At 43.1% G+C, this 25154-nt stretch carries 24 protein-coding genes and 1 other annotated feature; of the genes, 1 reads left to right on the top strand and 23 read right to left on the bottom strand.

The genetic code is table 11. The features are described from left to right. Positions 1–92 precede the first annotated feature (92 nt). The 4 genes from TI10_RS00860 to TI10_RS00845 are packed head-to-tail and all read right to left on the bottom strand — an operon-like array spanning position 93 to position 4781. A complete protein-coding gene (locus tag TI10_RS00860; RefSeq protein ID WP_080984973.1) occupies positions 93–1376 on the bottom strand; it encodes an efflux RND transporter periplasmic adaptor subunit in 1284 nt (427 codons plus the stop codon). After that, positions 1360–2838 carry a TolC family protein gene (locus TI10_RS00855; RefSeq protein ID WP_049581287.1) on the bottom strand — a complete coding sequence of 493 codons (1479 nt, stop codon included), beginning with the start codon at positions 2836–2838 and terminating at the stop codon, positions 1360–1362. Before TI10_RS00855 ends, TI10_RS00860 begins: the two co-directional genes overlap by 17 nt. Continuing rightward, on the bottom strand, positions 2831–4045 hold the full coding sequence (locus TI10_RS00850) for an ABC transporter permease (RefSeq protein WP_049581286.1): 1215 nt from the start codon (positions 4043–4045) through the stop codon (positions 2831–2833). The genes TI10_RS00855 and TI10_RS00850 overlap by 8 nt, the downstream gene beginning before the upstream one ends. Continuing rightward, positions 4038–4781, bottom strand: a complete 744-nt coding sequence (locus TI10_RS00845) for an ABC transporter ATP-binding protein (RefSeq protein ID WP_244161484.1) — start codon at positions 4779–4781, stop codon at positions 4038–4040. Before TI10_RS00845 ends, TI10_RS00850 begins: the two co-directional genes overlap by 8 nt. Positions 4782–5091: 310 nt before the next feature. Here TI10_RS00845 and TI10_RS00840 point away from each other — a divergent pair, with 310 nt between their 5' ends. Continuing rightward, positions 5092–5514, top strand: a complete 423-nt coding sequence (locus TI10_RS00840) for a flagellar protein FlhE (protein ID WP_049581285.1) — start codon at positions 5092–5094, stop codon at positions 5512–5514. Between the two features lie 101 nt (positions 5515–5615). Here TI10_RS00840 and TI10_RS00835 read toward each other — a convergent pair whose 3' ends face one another. The 19 genes from TI10_RS00835 to thrS all read right to left on the bottom strand — a co-directional run bounded on the left by TI10_RS00835 (position 5616) and on the right by thrS (position 24788). Beyond that, positions 5616–5909: a type II toxin-antitoxin system TacA family antitoxin gene (locus TI10_RS00835; RefSeq protein ID WP_049581284.1), complete on the bottom strand. Its 294-nt coding sequence runs from the start codon at positions 5907–5909 to the stop codon at positions 5616–5618. Between the two features lie 177 nt (positions 5910–6086). Continuing rightward, complete coding sequence (locus tag TI10_RS00830; RefSeq protein WP_049581283.1) at positions 6087–7016, bottom strand: sialate O-acetylesterase; 930 nt, start codon at positions 7014–7016, stop codon at positions 6087–6089. Between the two features lie 640 nt (positions 7017–7656). After that, positions 7657–8142, bottom strand: a complete 486-nt coding sequence (locus TI10_RS00825) for a C40 family peptidase (protein ID WP_049581282.1) — start codon at positions 8140–8142, stop codon at positions 7657–7659. Positions 8143–8247: 105 nt separating this feature from the next. Further along, positions 8248–8628 carry a 4-amino-4-deoxy-L-arabinose-phosphoundecaprenol flippase subunit ArnF gene (gene arnF, locus TI10_RS00820; RefSeq protein WP_049581281.1) on the bottom strand — a complete coding sequence of 127 codons (381 nt, stop codon included), beginning with the start codon at positions 8626–8628 and terminating at the stop codon, positions 8248–8250. After that, on the bottom strand, positions 8625–8966 hold the full coding sequence (arnE, locus tag TI10_RS00815) for a 4-amino-4-deoxy-L-arabinose-phosphoundecaprenol flippase subunit ArnE (RefSeq protein WP_049581280.1): 342 nt from the start codon (positions 8964–8966) through the stop codon (positions 8625–8627). Before arnE ends, arnF begins: the two co-directional genes overlap by 4 nt. Further along, on the bottom strand, positions 8963–10624 hold the full coding sequence (gene arnT / locus TI10_RS00810; protein WP_049581279.1) for a lipid IV(A) 4-amino-4-deoxy-L-arabinosyltransferase: 1662 nt from the start codon (positions 10622–10624) through the stop codon (positions 8963–8965). The genes arnE and arnT overlap by 4 nt, the downstream gene beginning before the upstream one ends. Before the next feature lie 7 nt (positions 10625–10631). Further along, positions 10632–11525, bottom strand: a complete 894-nt coding sequence (gene arnD, locus TI10_RS00805) for a 4-deoxy-4-formamido-L-arabinose-phosphoundecaprenol deformylase (protein ID WP_049581278.1) — start codon at positions 11523–11525, stop codon at positions 10632–10634. After that, positions 11525–13507, bottom strand: coding sequence for a bifunctional UDP-4-amino-4-deoxy-L-arabinose formyltransferase/UDP-glucuronic acid oxidase ArnA (gene arnA / locus TI10_RS00800; protein WP_049581277.1), 1983 nt, complete (start codon positions 13505–13507; stop codon positions 11525–11527). The genes arnD and arnA overlap by 1 nt, the downstream gene beginning before the upstream one ends. After that, positions 13508–14485 carry an undecaprenyl-phosphate 4-deoxy-4-formamido-L-arabinose transferase gene (arnC, locus tag TI10_RS00795; RefSeq protein WP_049581276.1) on the bottom strand — a complete coding sequence of 326 codons (978 nt, stop codon included), beginning with the start codon at positions 14483–14485 and terminating at the stop codon, positions 13508–13510. After that, the gene (arnB, locus tag TI10_RS00790; protein WP_049581275.1) at positions 14486–15631 is read right to left on the bottom strand and encodes a UDP-4-amino-4-deoxy-L-arabinose aminotransferase; all 1146 of its coding nucleotides are present in this window, start codon (positions 15629–15631) and stop codon (positions 14486–14488) included. Between the two features lie 139 nt (positions 15632–15770). Beyond that, on the bottom strand, positions 15771–16517 hold the full coding sequence (gene btuD / locus TI10_RS00785) for a vitamin B12 ABC transporter ATP-binding protein BtuD (protein ID WP_049582121.1): 747 nt from the start codon (positions 16515–16517) through the stop codon (positions 15771–15773). Positions 16518–16551: 34 nt separating this feature from the next. Beyond that, positions 16552–17559 carry a vitamin B12 ABC transporter permease BtuC gene (gene btuC, locus TI10_RS00780; RefSeq protein ID WP_049581274.1) on the bottom strand — a complete coding sequence of 336 codons (1008 nt, stop codon included), beginning with the start codon at positions 17557–17559 and terminating at the stop codon, positions 16552–16554. A 66-nt stretch (positions 17560–17625) separates the two neighbouring features. After that, positions 17626–17922: an integration host factor subunit alpha gene (ihfA, locus tag TI10_RS00775; protein ID WP_011146885.1), complete on the bottom strand. Its 297-nt coding sequence runs from the start codon at positions 17920–17922 to the stop codon at positions 17626–17628. Positions 17923–17926: 4 nt separating this feature from the next. Then, entirely contained in the window at positions 17927–20314 is a 2388-nt protein-coding gene (gene pheT, locus TI10_RS00770; protein ID WP_049581273.1) for a phenylalanine--tRNA ligase subunit beta, read from the bottom strand. A 15-nt stretch (positions 20315–20329) separates the two neighbouring features. Beyond that, positions 20330–21313: a phenylalanine--tRNA ligase subunit alpha gene (gene pheS / locus TI10_RS00765; RefSeq protein ID WP_049581272.1), complete on the bottom strand. Its 984-nt coding sequence runs from the start codon at positions 21311–21313 to the stop codon at positions 20330–20332. 85 nt (positions 21314–21398) lie between these two features. Beyond that, positions 21399–21523, bottom strand: a sequence feature (Phe leader region). Positions 21524–21623: 100 nt separating this feature from the next. Further along, positions 21624–21980: a 50S ribosomal protein L20 gene (rplT, locus tag TI10_RS00760; RefSeq protein WP_011146888.1), complete on the bottom strand. Its 357-nt coding sequence runs from the start codon at positions 21978–21980 to the stop codon at positions 21624–21626. Positions 21981–22021: 41 nt separating this feature from the next. Continuing rightward, positions 22022–22219 (bottom strand): 50S ribosomal protein L35, encoded by a 198-nt coding sequence (gene rpmI / locus TI10_RS00755; RefSeq protein ID WP_011146889.1) that lies wholly within the window; start codon positions 22217–22219, stop codon positions 22022–22024. 97 nt (positions 22220–22316) lie between these two features. Continuing rightward, on the bottom strand, positions 22317–22856 hold the full coding sequence (gene infC, locus TI10_RS23330; protein ID WP_071647077.1) for a translation initiation factor IF-3: 540 nt from the start codon (positions 22854–22856) through the stop codon (positions 22317–22319). 3 nt (positions 22857–22859) lie between these two features. Further along, the gene (gene thrS / locus TI10_RS00745) at positions 22860–24788 is read right to left on the bottom strand and encodes a threonine--tRNA ligase (protein ID WP_049581271.1); all 1929 of its coding nucleotides are present in this window, start codon (positions 24786–24788) and stop codon (positions 22860–22862) included. Positions 24789–25154 lie beyond the last annotated feature (366 nt).

Below are 25154 nucleotides of genomic sequence, written 5' to 3'. Positions count from 1 at the left end.
ATGGAGAAACCCTTCATGACGTCCAATATATAAATTTTCACAATGAGATATTCCACCTAAATTATATTATCTGCTCAATAAGGTTGAATGAATTATTTCTGCCCAAGAACTTCAACATAACCTGCCTCCAACCCACTCACCTCTACTCCCTGAGGGACAGCATGCCCCGGCGTCACTATAATCTGCTGTGTTTGTGCATTTAATTCACGGCGATAGTTGACGAAAGTTCGTCCATCGAGGCCGGTACGTAATGCCTCGGCGGGTACAGCCAATCCACGTTCATTGCGATAGGTGACAATCGCCAGTTTCGCACTCATATTCAGCCGGATACGCTGCCGCTGTTCAGGAGTGAGAGGATCAATCGCCACTAGCAGATCGTAGGTCACGCCCGCTCCTTGCATTTCCTTTGAATTCCCCTGTACGCCAATTGTCTTAATTTGCCCTCGTAGAGATAGCCCGGCAAAACCGTCACCGGTGATCTCAACCGGCATTCCTTCATACACTTGATGCAGGTCAGTCTCTTCAATACGGGCTACCGCCTGAATTTGCTCCAAATTGATTACCCCTAACAGCGGTGTTCCCTGAGTAACACGTGTCCCCTTTTGAATAAATAACCCCTTATCTGATTCCGGTACCTGAGGGCGAATAACGATGCCGTCAAAAGGAGAAATCAATTCACGTTGGGCTTGCTGGGCCTGAAGCGCCTGATAACGCGATTGGGCATTCGCTAATTCCATATCAGCAATCTGACGATTCTCCCCTATGCCTTTATCAAGGGCAACACTCAGTTCCACCTTAGCGGCGGCAAGATCTAGCTGTTGAACTTTGACCTGCTGCTCCAGTGTATCAACCTCCATGCGGGGAACAATGCCACGCTCGAACAAAGCCCGGGTATCGATTAGCTTGCGTTCGGTATCACTCAAACTTAACTGAGCATTCGTTAAAGCTCTACGTACCCTAGCGACATCCGGACTGTTCTCCCACCCCACCAAATCTTGTACGGTTTTCTGGGCTTTCAACAGTTCTGTGAGCGCTTGCCGCAGTTGAATGTCCAACTGTGTCGTATCAAGGCTTAACAAGGGCTGCCCTCGCTTAACACGCTGGCCTTCTGTTACCATCACTTCGGCAATAACACCATCAAATGGCGTTGCAATCGTCAAACTGGTTGCAGCCTGAATGCGGCCGACTAACCCAAGACGATTTTCCTGTAGTTGAGGTTCAACATGCACCCACCGTTGCGACGATGATGTCTCAGTTGAATAAGGAAAGAAAAGATAGGTAATGACGCCAGCGATTAGTGCAATAATAAACGCCGTGAACCAAAGAGTTTTACGTCGAAAACGGGCAAACGCCCCGATTTTAGTCGTTAAGTGCAATGTCCCAACTCCCTAACGTGGTGCCCAATGTTTCGTCCAACTCCGCTTGTGCATTTAAGTAGGTGATCAACGCATTGAGGCGAACATTCTCAGCATTACGCAAATCGGTTTCAAAGCTCAAGACTTGAAAGTTACTGGAGCGGCCCACCGTCAATTTTTCACGTTCAATTTCTAACTTGCGCAAGGAGAGATCCCTGGCACGCTGTGCGATCTCATATTGACGCCAACGCGTACCAATATCGCGCACCGCATTACCCACATTACGTTCCAGTGACTGTTTTGCCTCAGCAAGACGGATGTCCTGGTTCTGAACATCAACCCGTGCCCGCACTTCTGCCTGTCGCTGACTCAAATCGCCAATGGGTATCTCTACCTGAACACCCGCGTAATTTTCCCAATTACGTGAACTGTTTGACCCTGTTCGATCACGTACCTGACTAGCCCCGCCAACCAAAGAGACATCCCATAAGCGTTCGTTACGGGCAACAGTCAGGTTAATTGCAGCCTGCTCCGCAGTAATCAATTGAGTGAGATACGATGGTTGCTGCTCCTGTGCTAAATGCTGCGCCTGAATCAGGTTAATATCTACACGCTTAGCTTCCAATCTATCAGTAGCCTTCACCTGAGTTTGTAAGTCTAAAGCAAGCAACCGCAGCAATTCTAAACGACTAGTGTCCAATTGATTAGCTGCCTCCTCCGCAGACAGTTCCTGCATGGCAACATCAGCCTCCGTCTGGACAATCTCAAAAGCCGCCATTCTACCTGCGGAGATCATAGCTTTGTTCACTTCCAGCAATTGACGCGAACGTTCAAGAGCATCACGTGCGATTTGTAATTGTTCTTGAGCACGCAACAATTCACGGTAAGCCATAATAACTTGCGTGATCGTCTGGGATACCGTCGCTTTTAGGTTCAAACGATTTGTCTGTTCCATTAATTGAGCGAGGCGCACAGGCGCTGTAGCCACATCTTTGCCGGCGCCACGCAGCAAAGGCTGAATCACTGAAAATGAAACACCATCATTGCGGCTACGACCCGCGTTGTCTGCCCATGTCGTCCGATTCGTCCAAGATAAACTGAATCGAGTACCATATTCTCCAAGCAGCGTAGAGGTGGGTGTAATTTCGCTTTGGCGATAACGATCGCTTTGATTACGGGCAGCAATATAACGGCTATTAATCAGCAATTTTGGCGTAAAACGATCCTCAGCAACACGTAAATCGAATTTTTGCGCAATCCGATCCAGATAAGCACTGCGAATCAAGCGATTGTTTCGTAACCCTAAATAGATTGCATCACTGAGTGTCAGACCAATAGTTTGCTGATTAAGCGAAATTGTATTCGTTGTAGGCATGGTTGCCTGCGATGGATTCAACTGCTCCGCTAAAGCCTGTTTGGCAGATATAGTTATCATTAGGGCAATGATGATGCCAATCGCATGTTGAAAAACTTGGCTAATCATCACGCAGTGCCTCTACAGGTTGTAACCTGGCAGCCGCTAATGCCGGATTAATACCGAAAAACAGGCCGATTACTAATGAACTGGCGATACCCAGAGGCAGAGAGAATAGGGATAACGTAAACACCCAACCCGAAAATTTTACAAATAGGTATCCTGCCGCTACCCCCAATAATGAACCAACCATTGCGCCGGCAATTGCCAAAATGGCAGCTTCCAACATAAACAGCATGCCAATATCAACAGGCCGAGCTCCCAAAGCCATACGAACACCAATTTCACGCCTGCGTTCCGATACATTCATCAGCATGACATTCATCACGCCCACACCTCCCACCAGCAAAGAAATTCCCCCCAAGCCCGCGAGCAAATAGGAAAATGTCTTTGCCTGACGCGTCAATCCATCAAGCAATTGTTTCGGGATCTCAACTTCGACCTGACGACCTTTTGATAATGAGACAAGGTAGTCACGTAACGACGCCGCGTCACTGTTTAGCGTTGTTGTGTCATATGCTTTAGCAATGACACTCCCAATTTCTGGCGCAGGCCGCAATCGTCGCATTGCTTCAATGGGCAATATGACAGAATGATCAATCGAGCCGGGGAGTAAAGGGTTCGGCCCCTGAGCAGCGAGAATGCCGATGACTTCAAACAGATATTCCCCAATTTGCAATTGATCACCTATTCGGATAGGTTGATTGGCTACTTTTAATTGTTTGGCAATATCCGCTCCGAGCACGGCATAGGTCGTTTGACGATCATAGTCCGACAGAAAACGCCCCCGCTCAATCTGTAAATCCAGTACCGCAGCCAGATCAGAGGATGTACCGGTAATATTCGTATCTATCCCTTGCCCTTGGAAGCGTATGCGGGTTGAGTGTAACGTGATGGGTGCAGCATGGATGATAGTCGGTATTGTACGAGTCAGCGCCTGAGTATCCAGTGTAGATGGCGCGGGTTTGACATCGGCGCCTGGAATAAAACTAAAATGAGCAACCAAAATATTGCTTCCCATACTTTTAAAAGTGCTGATAGCTTCATTAACAGCGTTATGACCGATGTTTAAAAGCGCAATGACAGAAGCACATCCGACTGCAATACCAAGCAAAGCAAGCAAGGAACGCCTTCCTAGCAAACGCAGGCTACCCAACGATTCACGCAGGGCTTGAGCGAAGGAAAAACCGTAGCGGCCAGAGTTCACATTAAGCATCAGAGCTATCCAGCCACGAATCGGTTTCGGAAAGCCGCCCGCCATTAACATAGAGACAGCGCTGCATATTTTTGGCTATTGCTTCATCATGTGTAACCATGACGAGCGTAACGCCTTGCTCACGGTTCAATGACAGAAGAAGCGCCATAATATCACTTGCTGTAGCACTATCGAGATTGCCTGTCGGCTCATCCGCCAGAATCAGAGAAGGCTTACCGACCAAAGCCCTGGCAATGGCAACACGCTGCCGCTGTCCCCCGGAGAGATCAGCCGGACGATGATAAATACGGCCTGCCAAGCCAACCAACTCAAGCTGATATTTCGCCTCTTGCCGAGCGAGAGAACGAGAATATCCACGATATAACAATGGCAGCGCCACATTATCCAACGCCTGCATTTTGGGAAGTAAATTGAAACTCTGAAACACGAAACCAATTTCCTGATTTCTTATTCTCGCCCGTTCATTAGGAGTAACATTTGTTATATTAACGCCACTAAACTGAAAATATCCAGAAGTGGGTTGATCCAGTAAACCAAGAATATTGAGTAGAGTACTTTTACCTGAACCGGAAGCGCCGACAATTGCACAACTTTGCCCGCGCATGATAGTGAATGATATTTTATCAAGTACTGGGTAATATTTTTCCCCCATACGATAAGAGCGACAAATATTTTCCATGTAAATCAGGGCTTCCTGACATGGGGAAGTTGTGATTGTCATGTCTAATTTATTCATCGTTTTTTGTATCCATTAAACGTATCACTGACTCCGCTTGATTGTTTAGCCGGTTTTATATCATGGGAAGATTTTGTTGTAAAAGATTACAGTCTAAGTGACAGGCAAAAACACGGAACAGCAATAATATATTAGATTTACTTAACATAAATTCAAATCACCCATTGCATTTTGGGACTAATCCACCCAAATTACTCCTGCCTACTTTGGCATTGCGTACAGGCTTTTATAAAAACTCAGGAGATACAGGGCGCGAGATCAAAATGCATATCTAAGTTCTCGCAATGGAAAATTATCAGGTATTGGGGTAATGGCTATGAAATTAAAAAAAATATTGGGTATTGGTAGCGCATTATTGTTAACTATATTCTCACAAACAGCGCCTGCGGCAAGTGGCAGCTATCACTCTTCAGTTGTTCTGCCGACAGTGTATTCCAGAAACTTCACAGAAATAGCTTATCTTCCTATCTCCGGATCGCCACCAGCCTCCGGCAGTATTAACAATGTATCTTGGACCTGGAACGTTGTTGGATGGCCTAAAGGACTATCTGTTTATCTTTGCCAAGGAAATACCAACAATTGTCTGGATATATCACGCACTCGAAGAATGTCGACCGCCGCATTCAATAACAGCAGTCCGACGCAGCAATTTTTTTATGCTCTGAGAGTAGCAAGTGGTGGAACAGTACCGGTGGCAGGTCAAACCGGAGAAATTACTGTCAGTTGGCAATAATATTTCAATAACTCTCCAAAGATTGCCGCTAATATTATAGGCGGCAATTCTGATTTGCTTTGAGTATTGATAAGATTTAAGAAAGTTGCTGTATGATTTCTTCAAGGATTATGAACATTCACCCTATCCTTATAGTAGCTCGAGGCTTTAAGCAGCTTTGAGTTTGCTTTCGGCGGATTTTCTAAAGCTGCCAACAAAGCATCAGCACCGGCCATCGAAAGATGTAAGGTTTCAGTTTGTTCGATCACATTACGTGCTCTCTCCATTGCTGATTCAATTAGAAACTGTGAAAATGTTGCGCCGGAGTAATCAGCCGCTCTTTGTATGATCTCTTGAATCTCTGTGGAAGTTATTGCAACTAAACGGGTTTCTTTACGCTCTGTATTAGTAGACATGATTTCATCTGCACTTTTAGTCTATATAAATATAGTGCCATTATGGCATACAAAATAGACGCTTATTAATATGTACGCCGAAAAGACATTCACGGAACCCCAAAGAATATATTATTTTTTACCTGATAATAGATGACAGCCTTAGCCGCCATCTTAGTATCTCTCGGATAATTAATCCTATGGTAATTCAACCCCTTTATAACCAGATAAAATCAATTCCCATTCCTGTTGGGCAAACCATGTCTGGGTTTTGTCATCATAATGAATACTATCAGGCAGAAAAACACCAAACTCAGTCGCCTTTCCGGTATAGCCGGGCGAATTCCGTGCATCAATCAATGTTCGGTATCGAGGATCATCAGCGATAACATTATTGATTGCCTCAAGCACATAACTGGTGTTAATGGGATCAACCACAACCGAAAGTGGATAATACAATCTCCACGGTATACTACGATAACCCAAAGCATCATTGATACCCGTAATGATGCGGGTAAAATTCTTCTCTGATGCCTGTGCCGCCAATAAATTTTCGGTTTCTGCTTCCCATTGGTTCCAATGAACAGCCAAAATGCGAGGATTTTTGCCTAGCTTACGTAGTGATTCGACCGCCATGCGCAAAGTTCTGACCGCACGGGGATAGAGCGATTCCACATCGCAGGGATCACGCTCAGGCGCCCAACGGTTATCCGGCGGATTATCCAGATACATACCCTGACCACCCCAACCCATCAAAATGACATAAAGATCAGGCAAATTAAGCGCATTACCTTGATTTATATGGTCTTGCCAGAGTTTAGCAAAACGGTTGGCAGCATTAACTGAGTGATCTTGATTGCCACTAGGTGAACCGACAGGAGCGCCAATATTGGCATTCCCAAAGCTAGTCAGCCCTGTCCAGTTAATTGCAGGAAAGTCAACGCTGTAAACTTCTGACAGAGATAATGTGAATACGTTTTTTAAACCTTGGGTAATTTCTTCATCTTGTGGTAATTGTGTTCCATGACCATAACTATTTGATTGTCCAAGTATGATAAATAGTGGCGCATCATTAGGCGCCCACTGAGAATATTTTATTTCAGGAGAATAAGGTTGTTTATTTGTCATTAGTTTTCCTCTTGCGATTATTTAAGTTATTAGATCTATTCTCTTCGATAAAATAGAATTAATTTCTGGTAGATAAAGTCATCGGGTTAATCAATCATATTTATAGTATGCAAACATTACGCTTCACAGAACAGTTATTTATATTTCACCTTAAAAAATACACTTATCAGTTTAATCAAGCAAACAAAAATACAACTCATAAAAACAAGTTGGATTAATAAATAATGTTTGATTTTTTATTGCACTTGGCATTAATGCCATTTTATTTTTGAATATAAACTTATTGAAAATATGCAAGAATATATTACTACATTTAAAAATATAACCACAAGATAATAAATATTTTAATCCAATAATTCATAAAAAAAGACGAGTATTATTATAAGTTCAAATAGTGCCACAATGAAAATAACAACCAAATAATACCATAATAGATATTTCAACCAACCTCCTATATCTAAATAACTGGTTATTTATTTTTAATATTTTTTAACTAATATATCTTAAATAAAAATCAGGTATTCTCTAACCAAGTTAAATGCAGTATGGATAATTTATTGACTGCCATAATGACTAACAATTAAATATAACTGCTATTCCAATTAATAACAATTTCTACAGATCATTGATAAAAATGTATTTAAATTCTACGAGCTTGCCAAAAAGCTTTTTTCCAGTAAACATTATTCATAGATGAACGAGTAACACCTTTATGGGTTGATGCATGAATAAACTGGTTATTAGCATCATAAATACCAACATGTAATCCATGCTCGCCACTACCTGTTCTGAAAAAGACCAAATCACCCGGCATTAAATCGCTTTTATCAATGCGGGCCCCTAATTTTATTTGCCCACCGGTAGTACGAGGTAATTGAATATCAAACCGGTCACTGAAAGTGCGGTAAACAAAACCTGAACAATCTACCCCCCGATGATCCATTCCACCATAATGATAGGGTGTACCACGCCATTGATTTAGCTGCTCCTTAAGCTGAGCAATTACCATGATTGGATCAGAAAGCGCCGTTTTTAACGCCGGAGCCGGAATCCTAGGGGCGTGACTGGAACAGCCAATAAGTAACAGACTGAGCAACAAGAGCAACTCTTTTGTTCTTATTATCATTACCCCCTCCTCATAAGATCAGCAAAATAAACTAACTCTATCCGGCACTCAATAAAAAAACAAGGCTGTATTTTAAGTAAAACAGCTAAATATTTATTTTATTCCTCATTCTGGACGGCTAATCAACCAGATGCCGCACAAAATGAAAATCACACCCGCCGTTTTCAATAATGTGATAGTTTCATTAAACCAAGGCAACAAAGCTGCCATTAAATAGACAAAGACATAACTTAAGCTGATTAACGGATAAGCTTTATTTAATGGTAAATACTTTAGCGTAAATAACCAACACAACATAGATAATAGATATCCAGCCAAACCAGCCATTACCATCACCAGAGAATGACGATAACTCCATAGCCACTCAATATCAAACCAATGCAAATCAAGATTCAATACTGGCAAATTGACAACACCCCATTTCAGTAATAACTGGGCTATTGTCACCAGTAATACGCTAACTAATCCCCAAATATAACCTTTCATTCATTCAAACTCATCAGCAAAATGCCCAACATAATAAACACAACTCCACTCCAATGTTTTCTGCCTGCCTGCTCCTGATAGAAAAACTTACCCGCCAAAGTGACCATAATAAAATTCACACTCAGCATCGGATAAGCAATTCCCAATGGCAATATTTGCAACAAACGAAGCCACAATAACATGCCAACAGCCAGCAGAATCACCGCCCCCACCAGCCATTTCAATACAGATGCCCGCCGATAAACATTACGCTGCCAACATATCACCGCTTGTTTCTGACATAACTGACCAGCACATGTCAGCAAGCTAACCAGCAATAATAAAGCGAGACTCATCATGGTTGCTTCTCATAAACCAAAATAGCAAAGCGATAATTGCGATTAATGTGATCTGCTTTTGGCAAATCAGGTAATTTTTCATTTTTATATAAATGAAAGAGCACTGACACCCGCCCTTCTTTACGCGCTTTCGCCAACCATTGCGGAAAATCTTGATAGCTGATATATCGATATTGGCTATCTGGATAATTTAACCCATATTCCAGCTCTCCCCAACGCTCAAATATATAAATATCACTACGCTTCATCTCCCAAGCGACACTCGTCGCAAGACCAACACTTTCCGATAGAATATAGCGACTGCCTGCCAGTTCCTGATGATGTAACTTAATAAAACTCTGCGGTAATTTGGAATTAACGGTATTCTCAGGCAAAGCATGACCTATCACTAAACTGACAACAATGGAACAAAATGCCGCCCATAACCAATATTTCCCATTCAGCGCAAAACACAGATAACCAATAATTCCCCAAATGCCAAAAGCAACAATCGCTAAAATCCACTTAAGCCATTCTGATGGCTGATATAAAGAATGTTTTGTTACTGCTTCCATAGCAAATAGGACCATTACCGCCAGCAAACCAAGAAATACGTTAACCATTCCATTGATCTTTAGTAATTTCATCTTGCCATCCCTTACACAATCGACGCCAAATTTAGCCATCATCATTGCCAATGGCGCCATACAGGGCAGGATATAAGTGGGTAATTTTCCCTTCGCAATACTGAAAAATAACAATGGCACGACAAACCAGCAAAGTAGAAAAAACATTTCAGGATTGGCTTTTCTTTCTTTCCAACTTTTCATCACCGCCCCGGGTAATAATCCCAACCACGGGATCACACCAAAAATCAAAATGGGGATGTAATACCAGAACGGCGCAATATGCTGTGCATCATCGGAAGAAAAACGTTTAATATGTTCAATCCAGAAGAAATAGTGCCAATAGTCAGGCTCACGTAGGGCAATGGCAATTACCCACGGTAAACTAATTGCTATCGCCGAAATAATAGCAAGTGGGCCAAAGCAGACCATTTGCAGGACCCGCTTCTGATAAATGACAATGGGCAGCATCGCAATGACCGGAACAGCCAATGCCAGAAACCCTTTGGTCATAAAACCCATACCGCAGCACAAACCAAGCGCCAAATATGCCATTATCCGCTGTCTGGTACCGTCTGTTTTTAGCGCCCAAAAGCTACACAGCATGGCAGCCGTTACCCACAAAGAAAACATCGGGTCGAGTACACTATAAGTACCAATGGCAAATACCAGAAACATTGAGATGTAGATAAGGCTAGCGGCAAAAGCAATATGCCGGTTATGCCACATCATCATAGCAAGTCGATATAATAAAATTGTGCTGATAAAAATACAGAAAACTGATCCAAAACGGACTGCAAAGTTATTATCGCCAAAAATCCATTGGCTAATATTATTAATCCAATAGCCTGCTACCGGCTTTTCAAAATAACGAATATCCAGCAAATACGGAACAATCCAATCTCCTCGTTGCAGCATTTCTCGACTAATTTCTGCATAACGAGTTTCATCAGGCTGCCATAGCAGACGGCCATTAAGGGGTAATAAATAGGTAAGGACAAAAAAAAGAGCCATCAAAAAAGCCCCTACTTTACACGCCCGGTTATTTAACATAGATAAGTTAAACCTCTTGTTGGCATCCTAACCATCCTTCTCTGCCGGGAAATTCAGAACGAATAATTTTCCCGACAGGAAGTTGCTGTATATTTTCAGGCAGCAGATGACTCAATGCACAAAATTGTATGTTTTCCCGATGAACCATCTCCAACAGCGTCGCAAATTCTGTGGACTTGGACATCCCTTCTACTTCCGTATGGATGGTATATACTGGAACTCCCTGGCTGTTTTTCATCCTATCAAGGATAAACTGGTTAAAATCTTCATCTTTAACCTGAATTCCTATTACTTCGTCATAAGTTGGCAACGTCACCGGAATTTGCACGGCGCCAAGAGTACCATCAGGCAAAATGGGCCTGAATGGATGAGTTCCCCGACAATCGCTGTTGTAATCAAAACCAAATTGTTGCTTTACCGCGAGTACGCGTTCATCAGCTCGCCAACCAGCAACAGCAGAACAAGTTACCCGTTGACCAATTGCCTGTACCAATGCATCCACCCCCAGTTTAACCTGCTCTGTTAACTGAGCTTCAGACCAACGGCCGACTTTCGCCTGCCAACGCTGATGATCCCAAGCATGCAGACCCACTTCATGGCCTGCATCCAGAGTTTGCTTCATCAAGTAGCCTAAATTCTTAGCAATCTTCTTACCCGGCCATGCAGTCCCCGCCAGTAAAATGTCAAGACCATACAGAGATGCTGCATTTGACCTCAACATTTTCCATAAGAATTTCGGCCGTAAAAGACGCCACAAATGGCGCCCCATATTATCCGGCCCAACACTAAAGAAAAAACTGGCCTGAATCTGATGTTTTGCCAATATTTTGAGCAATTGCGGCACCCCTTCAACGGTTCCTCGATAGGTATCCACATCAACTCTCAAGCCAACTTGTTTCATTAATTTTTCCTTAATTCTTCCACTGCGCCACGCAAGAAGAAATCCAGTGTTTCGTTTATCGTCTGTTTCATGTCAATGGTTGGTTTCCAATCTAATAACCGCTCCGCGTTTTTAATACTTGGCTTACGGTGTTCAACATCCTGATAACCTTTGCCGTAGTAACTGCCGCTTTCAATCTTTTTAAATCCAGCAAACGGCGGAAAATAATCTCTCAATTCATGGTTTTCAAAGCTATCAAGTAATATTTCCGCCAATTGGCGAATACTGGCCTCATTAGTTGGATTGCCAATATTGATAATTTGACCGTCACATAATCCATCCCGGTTTTCAATAATACGAAACAGCGCTTCAATACCATCATTAATATCAGTAAAGCAGCGTTTCTGTTCACCACCATCTACCAATTTGATCGGTGAACCCTCAACTAAGTTCAATATTAATTGTGTGATCGCTCTGGAACTGCCAATACGTGCAGAGTTCAAATTATCCAAACGTGGACCCATCCAGTTAAATGGACGAAATAGGGTGAATTTTAGCCCTTCTTTCTCGCCATATGCCCAGATAACACGATCTAACAATTGCTTGGATACAGAATAGATCCAACGCTGTTTGTTGATTGGACCAACAATCAGACGAGAGTCATCTTCATCAAATTCTTTATCATCACACATCCCATAAACTTCTGATGTGGACGGGAAAATAATTCGTTTATTGTATTTAACACAATAACGGACGATCTTTAGATTTTCTTCAAAATCTAATTCAAATACACGCAACGGATTACGGGTATATTCAATTGGAGTCGCAATGGCTACTAATGGCAAAACAACATCACACTTTTTAATGTGATATTCGATCCACTCAGTATGGATATTGACATCACCTTCGATGAAATGAAAACGCGGATTACCAATAAAACGCTCAATGGCGGAAGAACCAATATCCATACCATAAATATCATAGTTGCCATCACGTAATAGACGTTCTGTCAAATGATTACCGATAAAGCCATTTACACCGAGAATTAATACACGCTTCCGGTGGCTAATTTGAGCAGTTGCCTTTGAACCAAAACGTACATCAGTCACAATGCTCATATCAACTGCCAGACGATGACCCTGAACATACAAACCCGATTCACTTTGCCCATTGATAATTTCTAATGCGCCTTTTCCACAGGCAATAATTAACGGATCTACCGATAATACCGTTCCTGGCTGTTTATCATGAGTCTCATTTAATGGGGAGGCGCGCCAGATAGTAATCTTACGCTCACCCAAGAAAGTAAATGCCCCTGGATATGGTTCAGTCACTGCCCTGACAAGGTTGTTAATTTCAGTGGCTGATTTGCGCCAGTCAATCTCACCATCCGCAGCAGTACGACGGCCAAAGTAAGTTGCCTGATTTTCATCTTGAGGTATGGCAGGATAAATTCCTGCTTTAATCTGAGGTAATATTTGATCAAGCAGTTCTTCCGCTGCTTCGCGAATTTTACCGTGCAACGTCAACGCAGTATCTGTTTCTGCAATAGCAACCTTATGTTGAGCAATAATGTCTCCTGCATCAGGTTTCAACACCATTTTATGCAGGGTTACACCCGTTTCCACTTCACCATTTAAAATCGCCCAGTTAATCGGAGCACGACCACGGTATTTTGGCAACAGTGAACCATGCAGATTAAATGCGCCTGTGCTCGCCAGCGATAAAATATCTTCGCTTAACATATCTCGGTAATAAAAAGAGAAAATTACATCAGGTTTCAGTTCCCGAATACGTTCAATCCAAAGTGGATGGTTAGCATTCTCTGGCGCAAAAACCGGCAGCGCCAAATCTGCGCTTAAACGGGCAACAGAAGAGAAAAAATGGTTTTCATTAGGATCATCTGTATGGGTAAATACCGCCTGAATATCAAAACCCGCTTTAGTTAAAGCATTGATCCCGATACAGCCGATATCATGATAGGCAAATACAATTGCTTTCATTTAGTACTCTTCCTGGTTGTCGTTGGTCTTTTTATTTCCGACCACTTTTTGAATAAAATAACGTGGGCGTGCACGAACATCGTTATAGATACGGCCTATGTATTCACCTAATAAGCCCATCGCGACGAACTGCGCGCCAATAAACATGAAAAGAATGGCAAATAGAGTAAATACCCCTTCTGCTGCCCATATAGCACCGAAAATCAGACGTAAAACCACCAATAATACAGCCAGCAAAAAACCAGAAGCTGCAATCACGCTGCCCACTACACTCAGCAAACGCAAAGGTGCTGTTGTCAGGCAGGTCAGCAAGTCATACATCAGATTAATCAGCTTCATGAAGCTATATTTGGAATCGCCAAATTCACGCTCCGCATGAGCGACATCAATCTCAATGGTTTTACGGGCAAAAGTATTTGCCAGAATAGGAATAAAGGTGCTGCGTTCATGACACTGCAACATAGCGTCAACAATATGGCGACGGTAGGCACGAAGCATACAGCCATAATCTCCCATAGAACGGCCTGTTGCCTTAGTAATCATCGCATTGATGATTTTTGAAGCTGTTTTACGGAACAGAGAATCCTGCCGATTAGCCCGGCGGGTACCTACGACGTCATAACCCTGTTCAGCCGTTTTAACAAGACGGGGGATCTCTTCTGGCGGATTCTGCAAGTCAGCATCGAGCGTAATAATTAAATCGCCATTGACCTGATTAAACCCCGCCATAATCGCTGAATGTTGACCATAATTACGATTAAGTAAAATTGCAATAATATGATTTTCAGATTGTTCCGCAGCCTGAATCAGAATTTCCGCCGATTTATCACTACTGCCATCATCAACAAGAATAAGCTCATATTCCTGAGTCAATTGTTTACAGGCTGCTAAAGTTCTTTCCAATAAAATGGGTAAACTTTCTTCTTCGTTATAAACCGGAATAACAATAGAAACTTTTTTAATTTGTTCAAATAACACTTATCTGTGCTCCGAAATAATTTCTTTTAAAGCATCAATAACATAATCCACATCGTCATCACTCATATCAGGAAAGAGCGGCAATGAACAAAGTGTTACTGAATTCCACTCTGATTCGGGTAATGACAATGTCGGATACCGATCCCGATAATATTTTTGTGTATGCGCCGCCCTGAAATGCAAACCCGTGCCAATATTTTTCTCTTGCAAACGCTCCATTAACGTGTCGCGATCAATGCCGCAAACATCCTTATCAACCCGCGCCATAAATAGATGATGTGCATGCATATGCTCGTAATCGGGCACACTTAACATCTGCAAAGGCAAATCTTTTAGTGCCGCTGAATAGCGGGCGACAATTTGCCGACGGCGAATATTCATTGACTCCAATTTACTTAATTGCACAACAGCAATCGCAGCATGAATATCAGATAAATTATATTTGTAACCCGGTTCTACAACTTCCGCCTGTGGTCGCCTGCCCTGAATTTGACGATCAAAAGCATCAATACCTAATCCATGAAACTTTAGACATCGAATTCGTTCAACAAGTTCACTATTATCAGTAGCAATTAAACCACCTTCCGCACAAGTGACATTTTTTATGGCATGAAAAGAGAAAATCGCCGTGCCGTGCTCACCAATCCATTCATTCTTATAACGGGTTCCTAATGCATGAGCTGCGTCTTCAATCAATGGAATACCCGCCTCCTGAGCAATCCCACGCAATGCATCTAAATCACAAGGCGCACCAGCATAGTGAACCGGAATAATCGCTTTGGTTCTGGAAGTAATCGCCTTTTTCACTGTCTGCGCATCGACCATTAAAGTATGACGATCAACATCAATCATGATCGGTTCAGCACCAAGCAAACAGATCATATTTATTGTGGAAACCCAAGTTTGAGATGGTGTAATCACTTCGTCACCAGGTCCAATTCCCAACGCCATGAGTGTCAGATGCATACCCGCCGTTGCTGAGGCCAATGCAACCGCATATTTGCAGCCAAACATGCGGCAAAAGTCCTGTTCCAATTGATGATTTTGAGGGCCTGTTGTAATCCACCCCGAACGAAGAACCTTCTCTACTGCCTGAACTTCTTCATCACCTATCGCAGGACGAGAAAATGGAAGAAAACGATCCATAAAACACAGTCCAATTCATTCATAATATGACAATATATTAGATGACTATATTTGAACGAATCGTAAACACAGGTATGATTTAGCAAATTAAGTGGAAATTACAATAGATTCACGGTAGGTACAGTAAGACTGGACTACATTAAGGTAAGAAAACCCGCCAATATTTATCTGCCCTTTCTGGTATGCATTTGATATCAGCAGCAAAAACGCTAGAGAGCATATTTTCTTTCATTACCTCATCCGGTTTTCCATTCGCAACCAGTGAACCATTAGCGAGCAGCCAGATTCGATCAGCTTTATCATAGCTATGATTTAGATCATGACCACTCATGACTACGGCTCCACCGAGTTCACAAAATTTCTTGATCAACAGATCAAGTGCTGCTACCTGAGTGATATCAAGATTATTCGTAGGTTCATCCAAGAGCAATAATTTGCCCTGCGAATTGATTGATGGCCAGACTTGCAAAAAAACCCCAGTTAATCGCACCCTTTGCCATTCACCACCAGATAGATTGCCTACAGGTGTCTCCAGAAGCTTTCCCAACTTAAAAAAGGAGCAAAGTTCTGACAACACGTCGTCACAATTAACAAGATGGGCAGCGAAGTACAGTTGCAGATATTGAAAAACCGGCATTATCGGTACAGAAGAAATTTGCTGACTCAGCCATGCTCTGTGCCTGGCTAATTGGTAGTGACTATATTGACCCAGACACTTTTGTTGCAAATTGATTGCGCCACTATAGGGTAAAATACCGGCCATACAGGCCAGTAGTGTACTTTTTCCTGAACCATTCGGCCCAATGAGATGTACCTGTTCACCCTGTTGTACCAACGTTGTCAACGGCATTAATCGGTTTCGTACTGATACTTGACTGAGAGTCATCAACTGATTGGTCTCTTGCACATTATCCACTTTCTTAACCCCAGTCTCTGACTCTCAATAATAACCAAATGAATACTGGCGCACCCAATGTCGCAGTCACAACGCCAATCGGTACTTCTGCATTATTCAAACTAAGGCGAGAAAACAAATCAGCCAGCAATAATCCACAACCACCGGATAGTACACAGGCGGGCAGTAGTGTTTTATAATCTGTCAGACCGCATAAACGCAAAATATGTGGAATGACTAAACCAATAAAACTGATTGTTCCAGCAAGTGCAACACTTAACCCGACCAACAACCCAACAGCAAACACAAATAAATTACGCCAATAATAAAGCGAGATACCTAACTGTTGAGCCTGTGTTTCTCCCAATGAAAGAAAATTAAGTACTTTTCCTTGCCTGCTCAACCAAATGATCAAAGGAAATAAAGCGACTACCAACCATTGCTGCCGCCAGTCTATTCCACTGAAACTTCCCATCATCCAATACATTAGCTGACGCAAGTCCAGGCTAGTACTAAAATAAACCATCCAAGTCATTAACGCGCCAGAGACGACGCCAAAAGCCACTCCCACCAACAACAAACGGGCATTATTCAGATAACGCTTTCTTGAAAAAGTCAGCAATATCATTGTGACAGTCAACGCTCCGAGCACAGCGCTAATACTTAATAACCAGAATGGCGCAATACCATGAAACATCAGCACCAGAAACACCACCACCACGCCAGCGCCATTACTGACCCCCAATAGCCCAGGTTCCGCCAACGGATTCTCAAACAGCGCCTGCATGACGGCACCCGCCACCGTCAGGCTCGCACCTACAGCAACGACAGCTAATACACGGGGAAAACGCAACTGCCACACAAACAATTGACCTGTTTCAGAAAACCATTTATCAGGCCAGATCCAATTTTCTCCGGCACAGAGTGAGAGAAAAAAAACCAATAGAAATAAACACATAAGAATTGCCAGAAAGCGATAATCACGTCTTTTCTGGCGAGTCACTAATTCAGCGATGGAATAAGCGGGTTGCATGGTAAATCAAGCTCATGAAGGCAGATTCGTTTAAGAAAAAGGCCGCTATTGATGCGGCCTTTTTGATTATTCTTTAGGCGTGGCTTTCTCAACCCTGCTTTTTAACTTCTGACCAGGACGGAATGTCACTACTCGGCGAGCTGTAATCGGAATGTCCTCACCAGTCTTAGGATTACGCCCCGGACGTTGGTTTTTATCCCGTAAATCAAAGTTGCCAAATCCAGACAATTTTACCTGCTCACCATTCTCCAAAGAACGACGCACTTCTTCAAAGAATAATTCAACCAGATCTTTAGCATCACGTTTGCTAATTCCCAGTTTCTCAAACAGATTTTCTGACATTTCAGCTTTAGTAAGCGCCATAAGTTCAGTCCCTCAAGGATGCTTGAAATCGCTGTTTCAGCACTGCAACACATTTATTAATTGTCGCAGCAATCTCTTCTTCTTCCAGTGTACGCGCGGTATCCTGCAAGATAAAACTTATAGCAAGGCTCTTATGACCCTCTGCTACACCTTTACCACAATACACGTCAAACAAGTTTATGCCAACTATATGATTTACGCCAACTTTCTTGCACTCAACCAAAACATCTTCTACAGCAACATTTTCAGGCACCACGATCGCGATATCACGACGGTTTGACGGGAAACGTGAAATCTCTTTCGCGTCAGGTACCACGCGGCTTGCCAGCTTGTTCCAGAGTACTTCGAATACTACGGTACGACCATTTAAGTCAAGTTTACTTTCCAATTCTGGGTGAACCACACCGATATATCCGATGTATTCATTTTCCAAATAAATCCCGGCGCTTTGCCCCGGGTGCAACGCAGGATTTACATCTGCTCTAAAAGAAATCTTAGATAATTTTCCGGTTAACTCCAGAGCAGCTTCCAAATCGCCTTTCATATCGAAGAAATCAACAGATTGTTTTTCCAGTGACCAGTGTTCTTCAAAACGATTGCCGGTAATGACTCCCCCTAACATTAGCTCCTGACGAATGCCCTGTTCTGCATTTTCATCAGGAACAAAACGCAAGCCAGTTTCAAACAAGCGCACACGGTTTTGCTGGCGATTCTGGTTATATACCACCGTCGTTAGCAAACCAGTCAGTAGAGATAAACGCATTGCTGACATATCTGCTGAAATTGGATTAGGTAGCATCAACGCTGGTTGCTGTGGATGTAACAGCGCCTGAATTTTAGGATCAACAAAGCTATAAGTAATCGCTTCTTGATAACCTCGGTCAACGAGCATGGTTTTAACACGTTGCAGGGAAAGATCCGCTTCACGATGTTTTTTCATGATAAGATCCGCACGCACCGGTACATCTGGAATATTGTTGTAACCGTAGATACGGGCAACTTCTTCCACCAGATCTTCTTCCAGCTCCATATCAAAACGCCAGCTTGGCGCAACCGCTTGCCAACAATTTTCCTGAATAGTGACGTTGCAACCTAAGCGGTTCAAAATGTCACCAACTTGTTCATCAGGTATATAATGACCAATCAAACGATCTAATTTTTCACGACGTAATGTGATTGTCGCAGGCTGTGGCAATTGAGATTCATCAGTAACATCAATAATCGGACCAGCTTCACCACCACAAACATCAATCAACAGTTGAGTCGCTCTCTCTATTGCTTTGTGTTGTAACTGAGGATCAACGCCACGTTCATAGCGGTGAGAAGCATCAGTGTGTAAACCATAGCGACGAGCACGGCCAGCTATCGCTAAAGGGGCAAAAAATGCGCACTCAAGTAAAATATTTTGTGTCTCTTCATTCACACCTGAATGTTCGCCGCCAAAAATACCTGCCATTGCAACAGCTTGTTTTTCATCAGAAATAACTAGCGTATCAGTAGAAAGGTTGGCTTCTGTACCATCCAGCAGCACTAATTTTTCGTCCTGCTTCGCCATACGGACAGTGATTGAACCATTCAAACGTTCCAAATCAAACGCATGCAACGGTTGGCCCAATTCAAGCAAGACATAGTTAGTCACATCGACAATCGGGTCGATGGAACGAATACCACCACGACGTAATTTTTCACGCATCCACTGTGGTGTTGCTGCTTTTACGTTAATGTTTTTAATTACCCGTCCCAAGTAACGTGGGCAAGCTTCTGTTGCTTCAACACGAATAGGGAAAATAGCATCTGTTGTCGGTTTTACTGCCTCAATTTGAGGCTCAGATAGCGGCATTTTATTAGCAACCGCCACATCACGTACAACACCTATAATACTCAGGCAGTCAGCGCGATTAGGTGTAATGCTGATTTCAATGATTTGATCATCCAGTTTCAGATATTCACGCAGATCAACACCTAAAGGAGCATCCATTGGCAATTCCATAATACCGTCATGGTCCTCCGAAATACCCAGTTCAGAAAAAGAACATAGCATCCCTTCAGAAGGCTCACCCCGCAGTTTTGCCGCCTTGATTTTGAAATCACCCGGTAATACAGCACCCACGGTCGCTACTGCAACTTTCAGCCCTAAACGGCAATTTGGCGCACCACAAACAATGTCCAGCAGTCGCTCACCACCTACATTCACTTTTGTTACCCGTAGCTTATCCGCGTTTGGATGCTGGGCGCATTGGACAACTTCACCGACAACCACACCGTGAAATTGACCAGCAACGGCTTCAACACCATCAACTTCCAGACCTATCATGGTGATTTGATCAGATAATGCTTCACTGCTAATGGCTGGATTTACCCATTCGCGTAACCAGAGTTCACTGAATTTCATGAGATATTCCCGCCTTTATTTAAACTGTTTAAGAAAACGCAGATCATTTTCGAAGAACGCACGCAAATCAGTTACACCGTAACGCAGCATTGTCAGGCGCTCCACCCCCATGCCGAAAGCAAAACCAGAATAAATTTCAGGATCAAGGCCAACATTATGCAATACATTAGGGTGAACCATACCGCAACCTAACACTTCCAACCATTTGCCGTTTTTACCCATTACATCAACTTCCGCCGAAGGTTCTGTAAATGGAAAGTAAGAAGGTCGGAAACGAACCTGCAAATCTTCTTCAAAAAAGTTAGTCAGGAAATCGTGCAACGTTCCTTTCAGATTAGTAAAACTAATATCACGATCAATAATCAAACCTTCTACCTGATGGAACATGGGTGTGTGTGTCTGGTCGTAGTCATTACGATACACACGGCCTGGCGCAATGACGCGAATTGGCGGCTGTTGACTGTGCATAGTGCGAACCTGAACACCAGAAGTTTGAGTACGCAATAGACGTTTGGCATCAAACCAGAAAGTATCGTGATCAGCACGCGCAGGATGATGGGCAGGAATATTCAATGCATCGAAATTATGATAATCATCTTCAATTTCAGGGCCTGATTCTACAGAAAACCCTAATTCACCAAAGAAAGTTTCAATACGCTCTATTGTACGATTAACCGGATGTAATCCACCATTTTCCATACGGCGACCCGGCAATGATACATCGATCTTTTCCGCTGCTAAACGGAAGTTCAGAAGGTCAGTCTCCAGTTTTTCTTTACGGATATTCAGAATTTCCAGGACTTCTTGCTTCGCCTGATTAATTACCGCCCCTGCTGCTGGGCGCTCTTCGACCGGCAGATCACGCAGCGATGACATTTGGAGAGTTAAATGGCCTTTCTTGCCTAAATATTCAACACGTACCAAATCCAACGCAGCAACATCCTGGGCATCTTCTACGGCTGCTCTTGCTTTGGCAACCAGTTCAGAGAGATGTGGCATCGTTTTCCTCTTCCTTCGGCCTAATGGCCTGCTAGTAATGATCGTTAATGACTTTATATACCTATGTTCTGTTTTTTGTCATAAAAACAAAAAAGCCTCCACAATGGAGGCTCAGGCGCTACTTTTCGTTTCTTTTCTTACGCGCAAAGCCTCCTGAATTCAGGTGCTAAAGTAAAAAAAGATGCGAAAAAAAGCTAAGGACATAACGTTGGTTCTCTCGGAATAAAACTCTTCTTCTGGCAACGACACGCTAATCAGCCATTGAAAACAAAGTAAAAGAGGGAGCATGCTCCCTCTTAACTACCCTAACTTATGCCAGAGCGCTCTTCGCTTTTTCTACTAAAGCAGCAAACGCCACTTTGTCAAACACAGCGATGTCAGCCAGGATCTTACGGTCGATTTCAATAGAAGCCTTTTTCAGGCCGTCAATGAAACGGCTGTAAGACAGACCATTCTGACGTGCAGCAGCGTTGATACGTGCAATCCACAGTTGACGGAACTGACGTTTACGCTGACGACGGTCACGGTAAGCGTACTGCCCTGCTTTGATTACTGCCTGGAAGGCAACACGGTAAACGCGCGAACGGGCACCATAGTAACCTTTCGCTTGCTTTAAAATTTTCTTGTGACGTGCACGGGCGACAACACCACGTTTTACGCGAGCCATATACTTCTCCTATCGTCTCTGAGTTCTAATCTAAAAATTGCTTACGCGTACGGCAAGCAAGCAACAACCAGGCCCAGATCACCTTTGGAGACCATGCCCTTTGGACGTAAATGACGTTTACGCTTGGTTGATTTCTTAGTCAGAATGTGACGAAGGTTAGCGCGCTTACGCTTAAAACCACCACTTGCAGTTTTTTTAAAGCGTTTAGCGGCGCCGCGTACTGTTTTAATCTTTGGCATTTTAATTTCCACTTCGCATTGTGAATTACAACGAATTAATCAGGCGAACAAGCCCCAACCAGATGAACCGACTGGAGCTTATTACTTGATTGCCTAACTATTTCTTCTTAGGAGCGAGCACCATTATCATCTGACGGCCTTCAATCTTCGAAGGGAAGGATTCAACTACCGCCAGTTCATCCAGATCGTCGCGGATGCGGTTAAGCATTTCGACGCCAATCTGTTGGTGCGCCATTTCACGCCCACGGAAACGCAGGGTGATTTTGGCTTTATCGCCATCTTCCAGAAAACGAATCAGGTTGCGTAGTTTGACCTGATAGTCGCCTTCATCTGTACCAGGACGGAATTTGATTTCCTTAACCTGAATAACCTTTTGTTTTTTCTTCTGCTCTTTGATCGACTTACTCTTCTCATAGAGGAACTTGCCGTAGTCCATAATACGGCAAACCGGCGGCTCGGCATTCGGGCTGATTTCAACTAAATCAACATCCGCTTCCTCAGCTTTTTCAAGAGCTTCCCTCAGACTGACAATGCCAATCTGCTCGCCATCTAAACCTGTTAAACGAACTTCAGAAGCGCGAATTTCTCCATTAATGCGATTAGGACGCGCTGTTTGAATTCTTTTTCCGCCTTTAATACCTTATTCCTCCAATTGATGAAGATTGCGACTGCGTATTTCTATAAGCAGTTTTTCGATGAACTCGTTAACATCAATGCTGCCCAGATCTTTACCGCGGCGGGTACGAACGGAAACTTTCCCTGATTCGACCTCTTTTTCACCACAGACAAGCATGTAGGGAACACGACGCAGAGTGTGTTCACGGATTTTAAAGCCAATCTTCTCGTTTCTCAAGTCTGCTTTTGCACGAATGCCTGCATCTTGAAGTTTTTTTACTAATTCCTGTACATAATCAGCCTGATTATCGGTGATATTCATCACCACTACCTGCTGTGGAGCAATCCATGTTGGGAAGAAACCCGCATACTCCTCAGTCAGGATGCCGATAAACCGTTCCAGTGAACCCAGAACCGCACGGTGAATCATTACAGGAACCTTACGTTCATTATTTTCACCTACGTAGGACGCACTCAAACGACCTGGTAGTGAAAAGTCGAGTTGCACAGTACCACATTGCCACGCCCGATCCAAACAATCATGCAAAGTAAATTCAATTTTCGGTCCGTAAAAAGCGCCTTCACCTGGCTGATATTCAAATTGCACGCCATTTTCTTGTAGTGCCGCCGCCAGAGCTTCTTCCGCTTGATTCCATTGTTCCTCAGTACCAATGCGCTTTTCCGGGCGAGTTGACAGCTTAACCATGATCTTTTCAAAACCAAAAGTGCTGTAAACGTCATACACCATCTTAATGCAACTACTGACTTCCCGGTGAATTTGCTCTTCTGTACAGAAGATATGAGCATCATCCTGCGTAAAACCCCGGACACGCATCAAACCATGTAATGCCCCTGATGGTTCATTACGGTGACAACTACCAAATTCAGCCATACGTAACGGCAAGTCACGATAGGATTTTAAGCCTTGATTAAAAATCTGAATATGCCCTGGGCAATTCATCGGCTTAACACAATACTCACGGTTCTCTGAAGAAGTGGTAAACATATGCTCACCGTAGTTTTCCCAGTGACCCGTTCTTTCCCACATGACACGATCCATCATAAATGGACCTTTAACTTCCTGATATTGATATTCTTTCAATTTGGTGCGGACAAAAGTTTCCAGCTCACGGAAAATAGTCCAACCATCATTATGCCAGAACGCCATACCTGGAGCTTCTTCCTGCATATGGTACAGATCTAATTGTTTACCAATCTTACGATGGTCACGTTTGGCCGCTTCTTCCAAACGTTGCAGATAAGTATTGAGCTGTTTCTTATCAGCCCACGCAGTACCGTATATTCGTTGCAACATTTTATTGTTGCTATCGCCACGCCAATATGCCCCTGCGACTTTCTGCAATTTAAAATGATGGCAGAAACGCATATTTGGCACATGTGGACCACGACACATGTCAATATATTCTTCATGATTATAGAGACCCGGACGATCATCGCGACTAACGTTTTCATCCAAAATCTGTACTTTATAATCTTCACCACGAGCGACAAAGGTATCACGCGCTTCTTGCCAACTTACCTTTTTCTTGATGACGTCATAGTCTTTCTTGGCAAGTTCCAACATACGTTTTTCAAGCAGCGCAATATCTTCCTGCGTCAAAGCACGGCCAATATCAACATCATAGTAAAAACCATTATCAATAATTGGACCGATAGCCATCTTCGTATCTGGCCATAATTGTTTAATCGCATGGCCTAGCAGATGAGCGCATGAATGGCGGATAATTTCCAGCCCTGCATCATCTTTACTGGTGATGATGGCAAGATTTGCATCTGAATCGATTAATTCACAAGCATCCACTAACTCACCATTTACGCGACCAGCAATACAGGCTTTCGCTAAACCTGGACCAATATCACAGGCAACATCCATTACAGAAACGGCACGGTCAAACTGGCGTTGGCTACCGTCAGGAAGAGTAACAACAGGCATTTAAAATCCTTATCTACAGTGGTGACCCACACGAAAGGTCACTTGAAGGAGTTTGATATTCAACTAAAATAACGATTTAAATTATTATCTCGTCAATCCATTAAAGTTTGGTACTAAAATTGGTACACAATGTAAAAAGTGACTACCTTCAATACCAAAACATCGCGAAAATATACCACCAACAACCATTCAGGTCACGGCGATGTTTAGCATAGGTACAATCATTTGCACTTATTTATACAAATGCACAAACTATAAAAAATAATTTTATAATGAAATAATATGTTTGAGGAAAAATAGATAACACGCTCTTTAAGATACACATAGAAAAAATCCGGCATAAGTTATCTATGCCGGATTATTATA

Source organism: Photorhabdus luminescens subsp. luminescens, assembly GCF_001083805.1.
In the GTDB taxonomy this organism is placed as follows: domain Bacteria; phylum Pseudomonadota; class Gammaproteobacteria; order Enterobacterales; family Enterobacteriaceae; genus Photorhabdus; species Photorhabdus luminescens.
The sequence above is the reverse complement of the archived record's forward strand: the minus strand, read 5'-3'. Positions and strand labels throughout refer to the sequence as shown.

What these genes read in the sequence shown, in the direction of transcription:
- TI10_RS00855 (WP_049581287.1), bottom strand. Translation starts at nt 2,838, where the DNA reads ATGATTAGCCAAGTTTTTCAACATGCGATTGGCATCATCATTGCCCTA.
- TI10_RS00850 (WP_049581286.1), bottom strand. Translation starts at nt 4,045, where the DNA reads ATGCTTAATGTGAACTCTGGCCGCTACGGTTTTTCCTTCGCTCAAGCC.
- TI10_RS00845 (WP_244161484.1), bottom strand. Translation starts at nt 4,781, where the DNA reads ATGAATAAATTAGACATGACAATCACAACTTCCCCATGTCAGGAAGCC.
- TI10_RS00840 (WP_049581285.1), top strand. Translation starts at nt 5,092, where the DNA reads ATGGCTATGAAATTAAAAAAAATATTGGGTATTGGTAGCGCATTATTG.
- TI10_RS00835 (WP_049581284.1), bottom strand. Translation starts at nt 5,909, where the DNA reads ATGTCTACTAATACAGAGCGTAAAGAAACCCGTTTAGTTGCAATAACT.
- TI10_RS00830 (WP_049581283.1), bottom strand. Translation starts at nt 7,016, where the DNA reads ATGACAAATAAACAACCTTATTCTCCTGAAATAAAATATTCTCAGTGG.
- TI10_RS00825 (WP_049581282.1), bottom strand. Translation starts at nt 8,142, where the DNA reads ATGATAATAAGAACAAAAGAGTTGCTCTTGTTGCTCAGTCTGTTACTT.
- arnF (WP_049581281.1), bottom strand. Translation starts at nt 8,628, where the DNA reads ATGAAAGGTTATATTTGGGGATTAGTTAGCGTATTACTGGTGACAATA.
- arnE (WP_049581280.1), bottom strand. Translation starts at nt 8,966, where the DNA reads ATGATGAGTCTCGCTTTATTATTGCTGGTTAGCTTGCTGACATGTGCT.
- arnT (WP_049581279.1), bottom strand. Translation starts at nt 10,624, where the DNA reads ATGTTAAATAACCGGGCGTGTAAAGTAGGGGCTTTTTTGATGGCTCTT.
- arnD (WP_049581278.1), bottom strand. Translation starts at nt 11,525, where the DNA reads ATGAAACAAGTTGGCTTGAGAGTTGATGTGGATACCTATCGAGGAACC.
- arnA (WP_049581277.1), bottom strand. Translation starts at nt 13,507, where the DNA reads ATGAAAGCAATTGTATTTGCCTATCATGATATCGGCTGTATCGGGATC.
- arnB (WP_049581275.1), bottom strand. Translation starts at nt 15,631, where the DNA reads ATGGATCGTTTTCTTCCATTTTCTCGTCCTGCGATAGGTGATGAAGAA.
- btuD (WP_049582121.1), bottom strand. Translation starts at nt 16,517, where the DNA reads ATGACTCTCAGTCAAGTATCAGTACGAAACCGATTAATGCCGTTGACA.
- btuC (WP_049581274.1), bottom strand. Translation starts at nt 17,559, where the DNA reads ATGCAACCCGCTTATTCCATCGCTGAATTAGTGACTCGCCAGAAAAGA.
- ihfA (WP_011146885.1), bottom strand. Translation starts at nt 17,922, where the DNA reads ATGGCGCTTACTAAAGCTGAAATGTCAGAAAATCTGTTTGAGAAACTG.
- pheT (WP_049581273.1), bottom strand. Translation starts at nt 20,314, where the DNA reads ATGAAATTCAGTGAACTCTGGTTACGCGAATGGGTAAATCCAGCCATT.
- pheS (WP_049581272.1), bottom strand. Translation starts at nt 21,313, where the DNA reads ATGCCACATCTCTCTGAACTGGTTGCCAAAGCAAGAGCAGCCGTAGAA.
- rplT (WP_011146888.1), bottom strand. Translation starts at nt 21,980, where the DNA reads ATGGCTCGCGTAAAACGTGGTGTTGTCGCCCGTGCACGTCACAAGAAA.
- rpmI (WP_011146889.1), bottom strand. Translation starts at nt 22,219, where the DNA reads ATGCCAAAGATTAAAACAGTACGCGGCGCCGCTAAACGCTTTAAAAAA.
- thrS (WP_049581271.1), bottom strand. Translation starts at nt 24,788, where the DNA reads ATGCCTGTTGTTACTCTTCCTGACGGTAGCCAACGCCAGTTTGACCGT.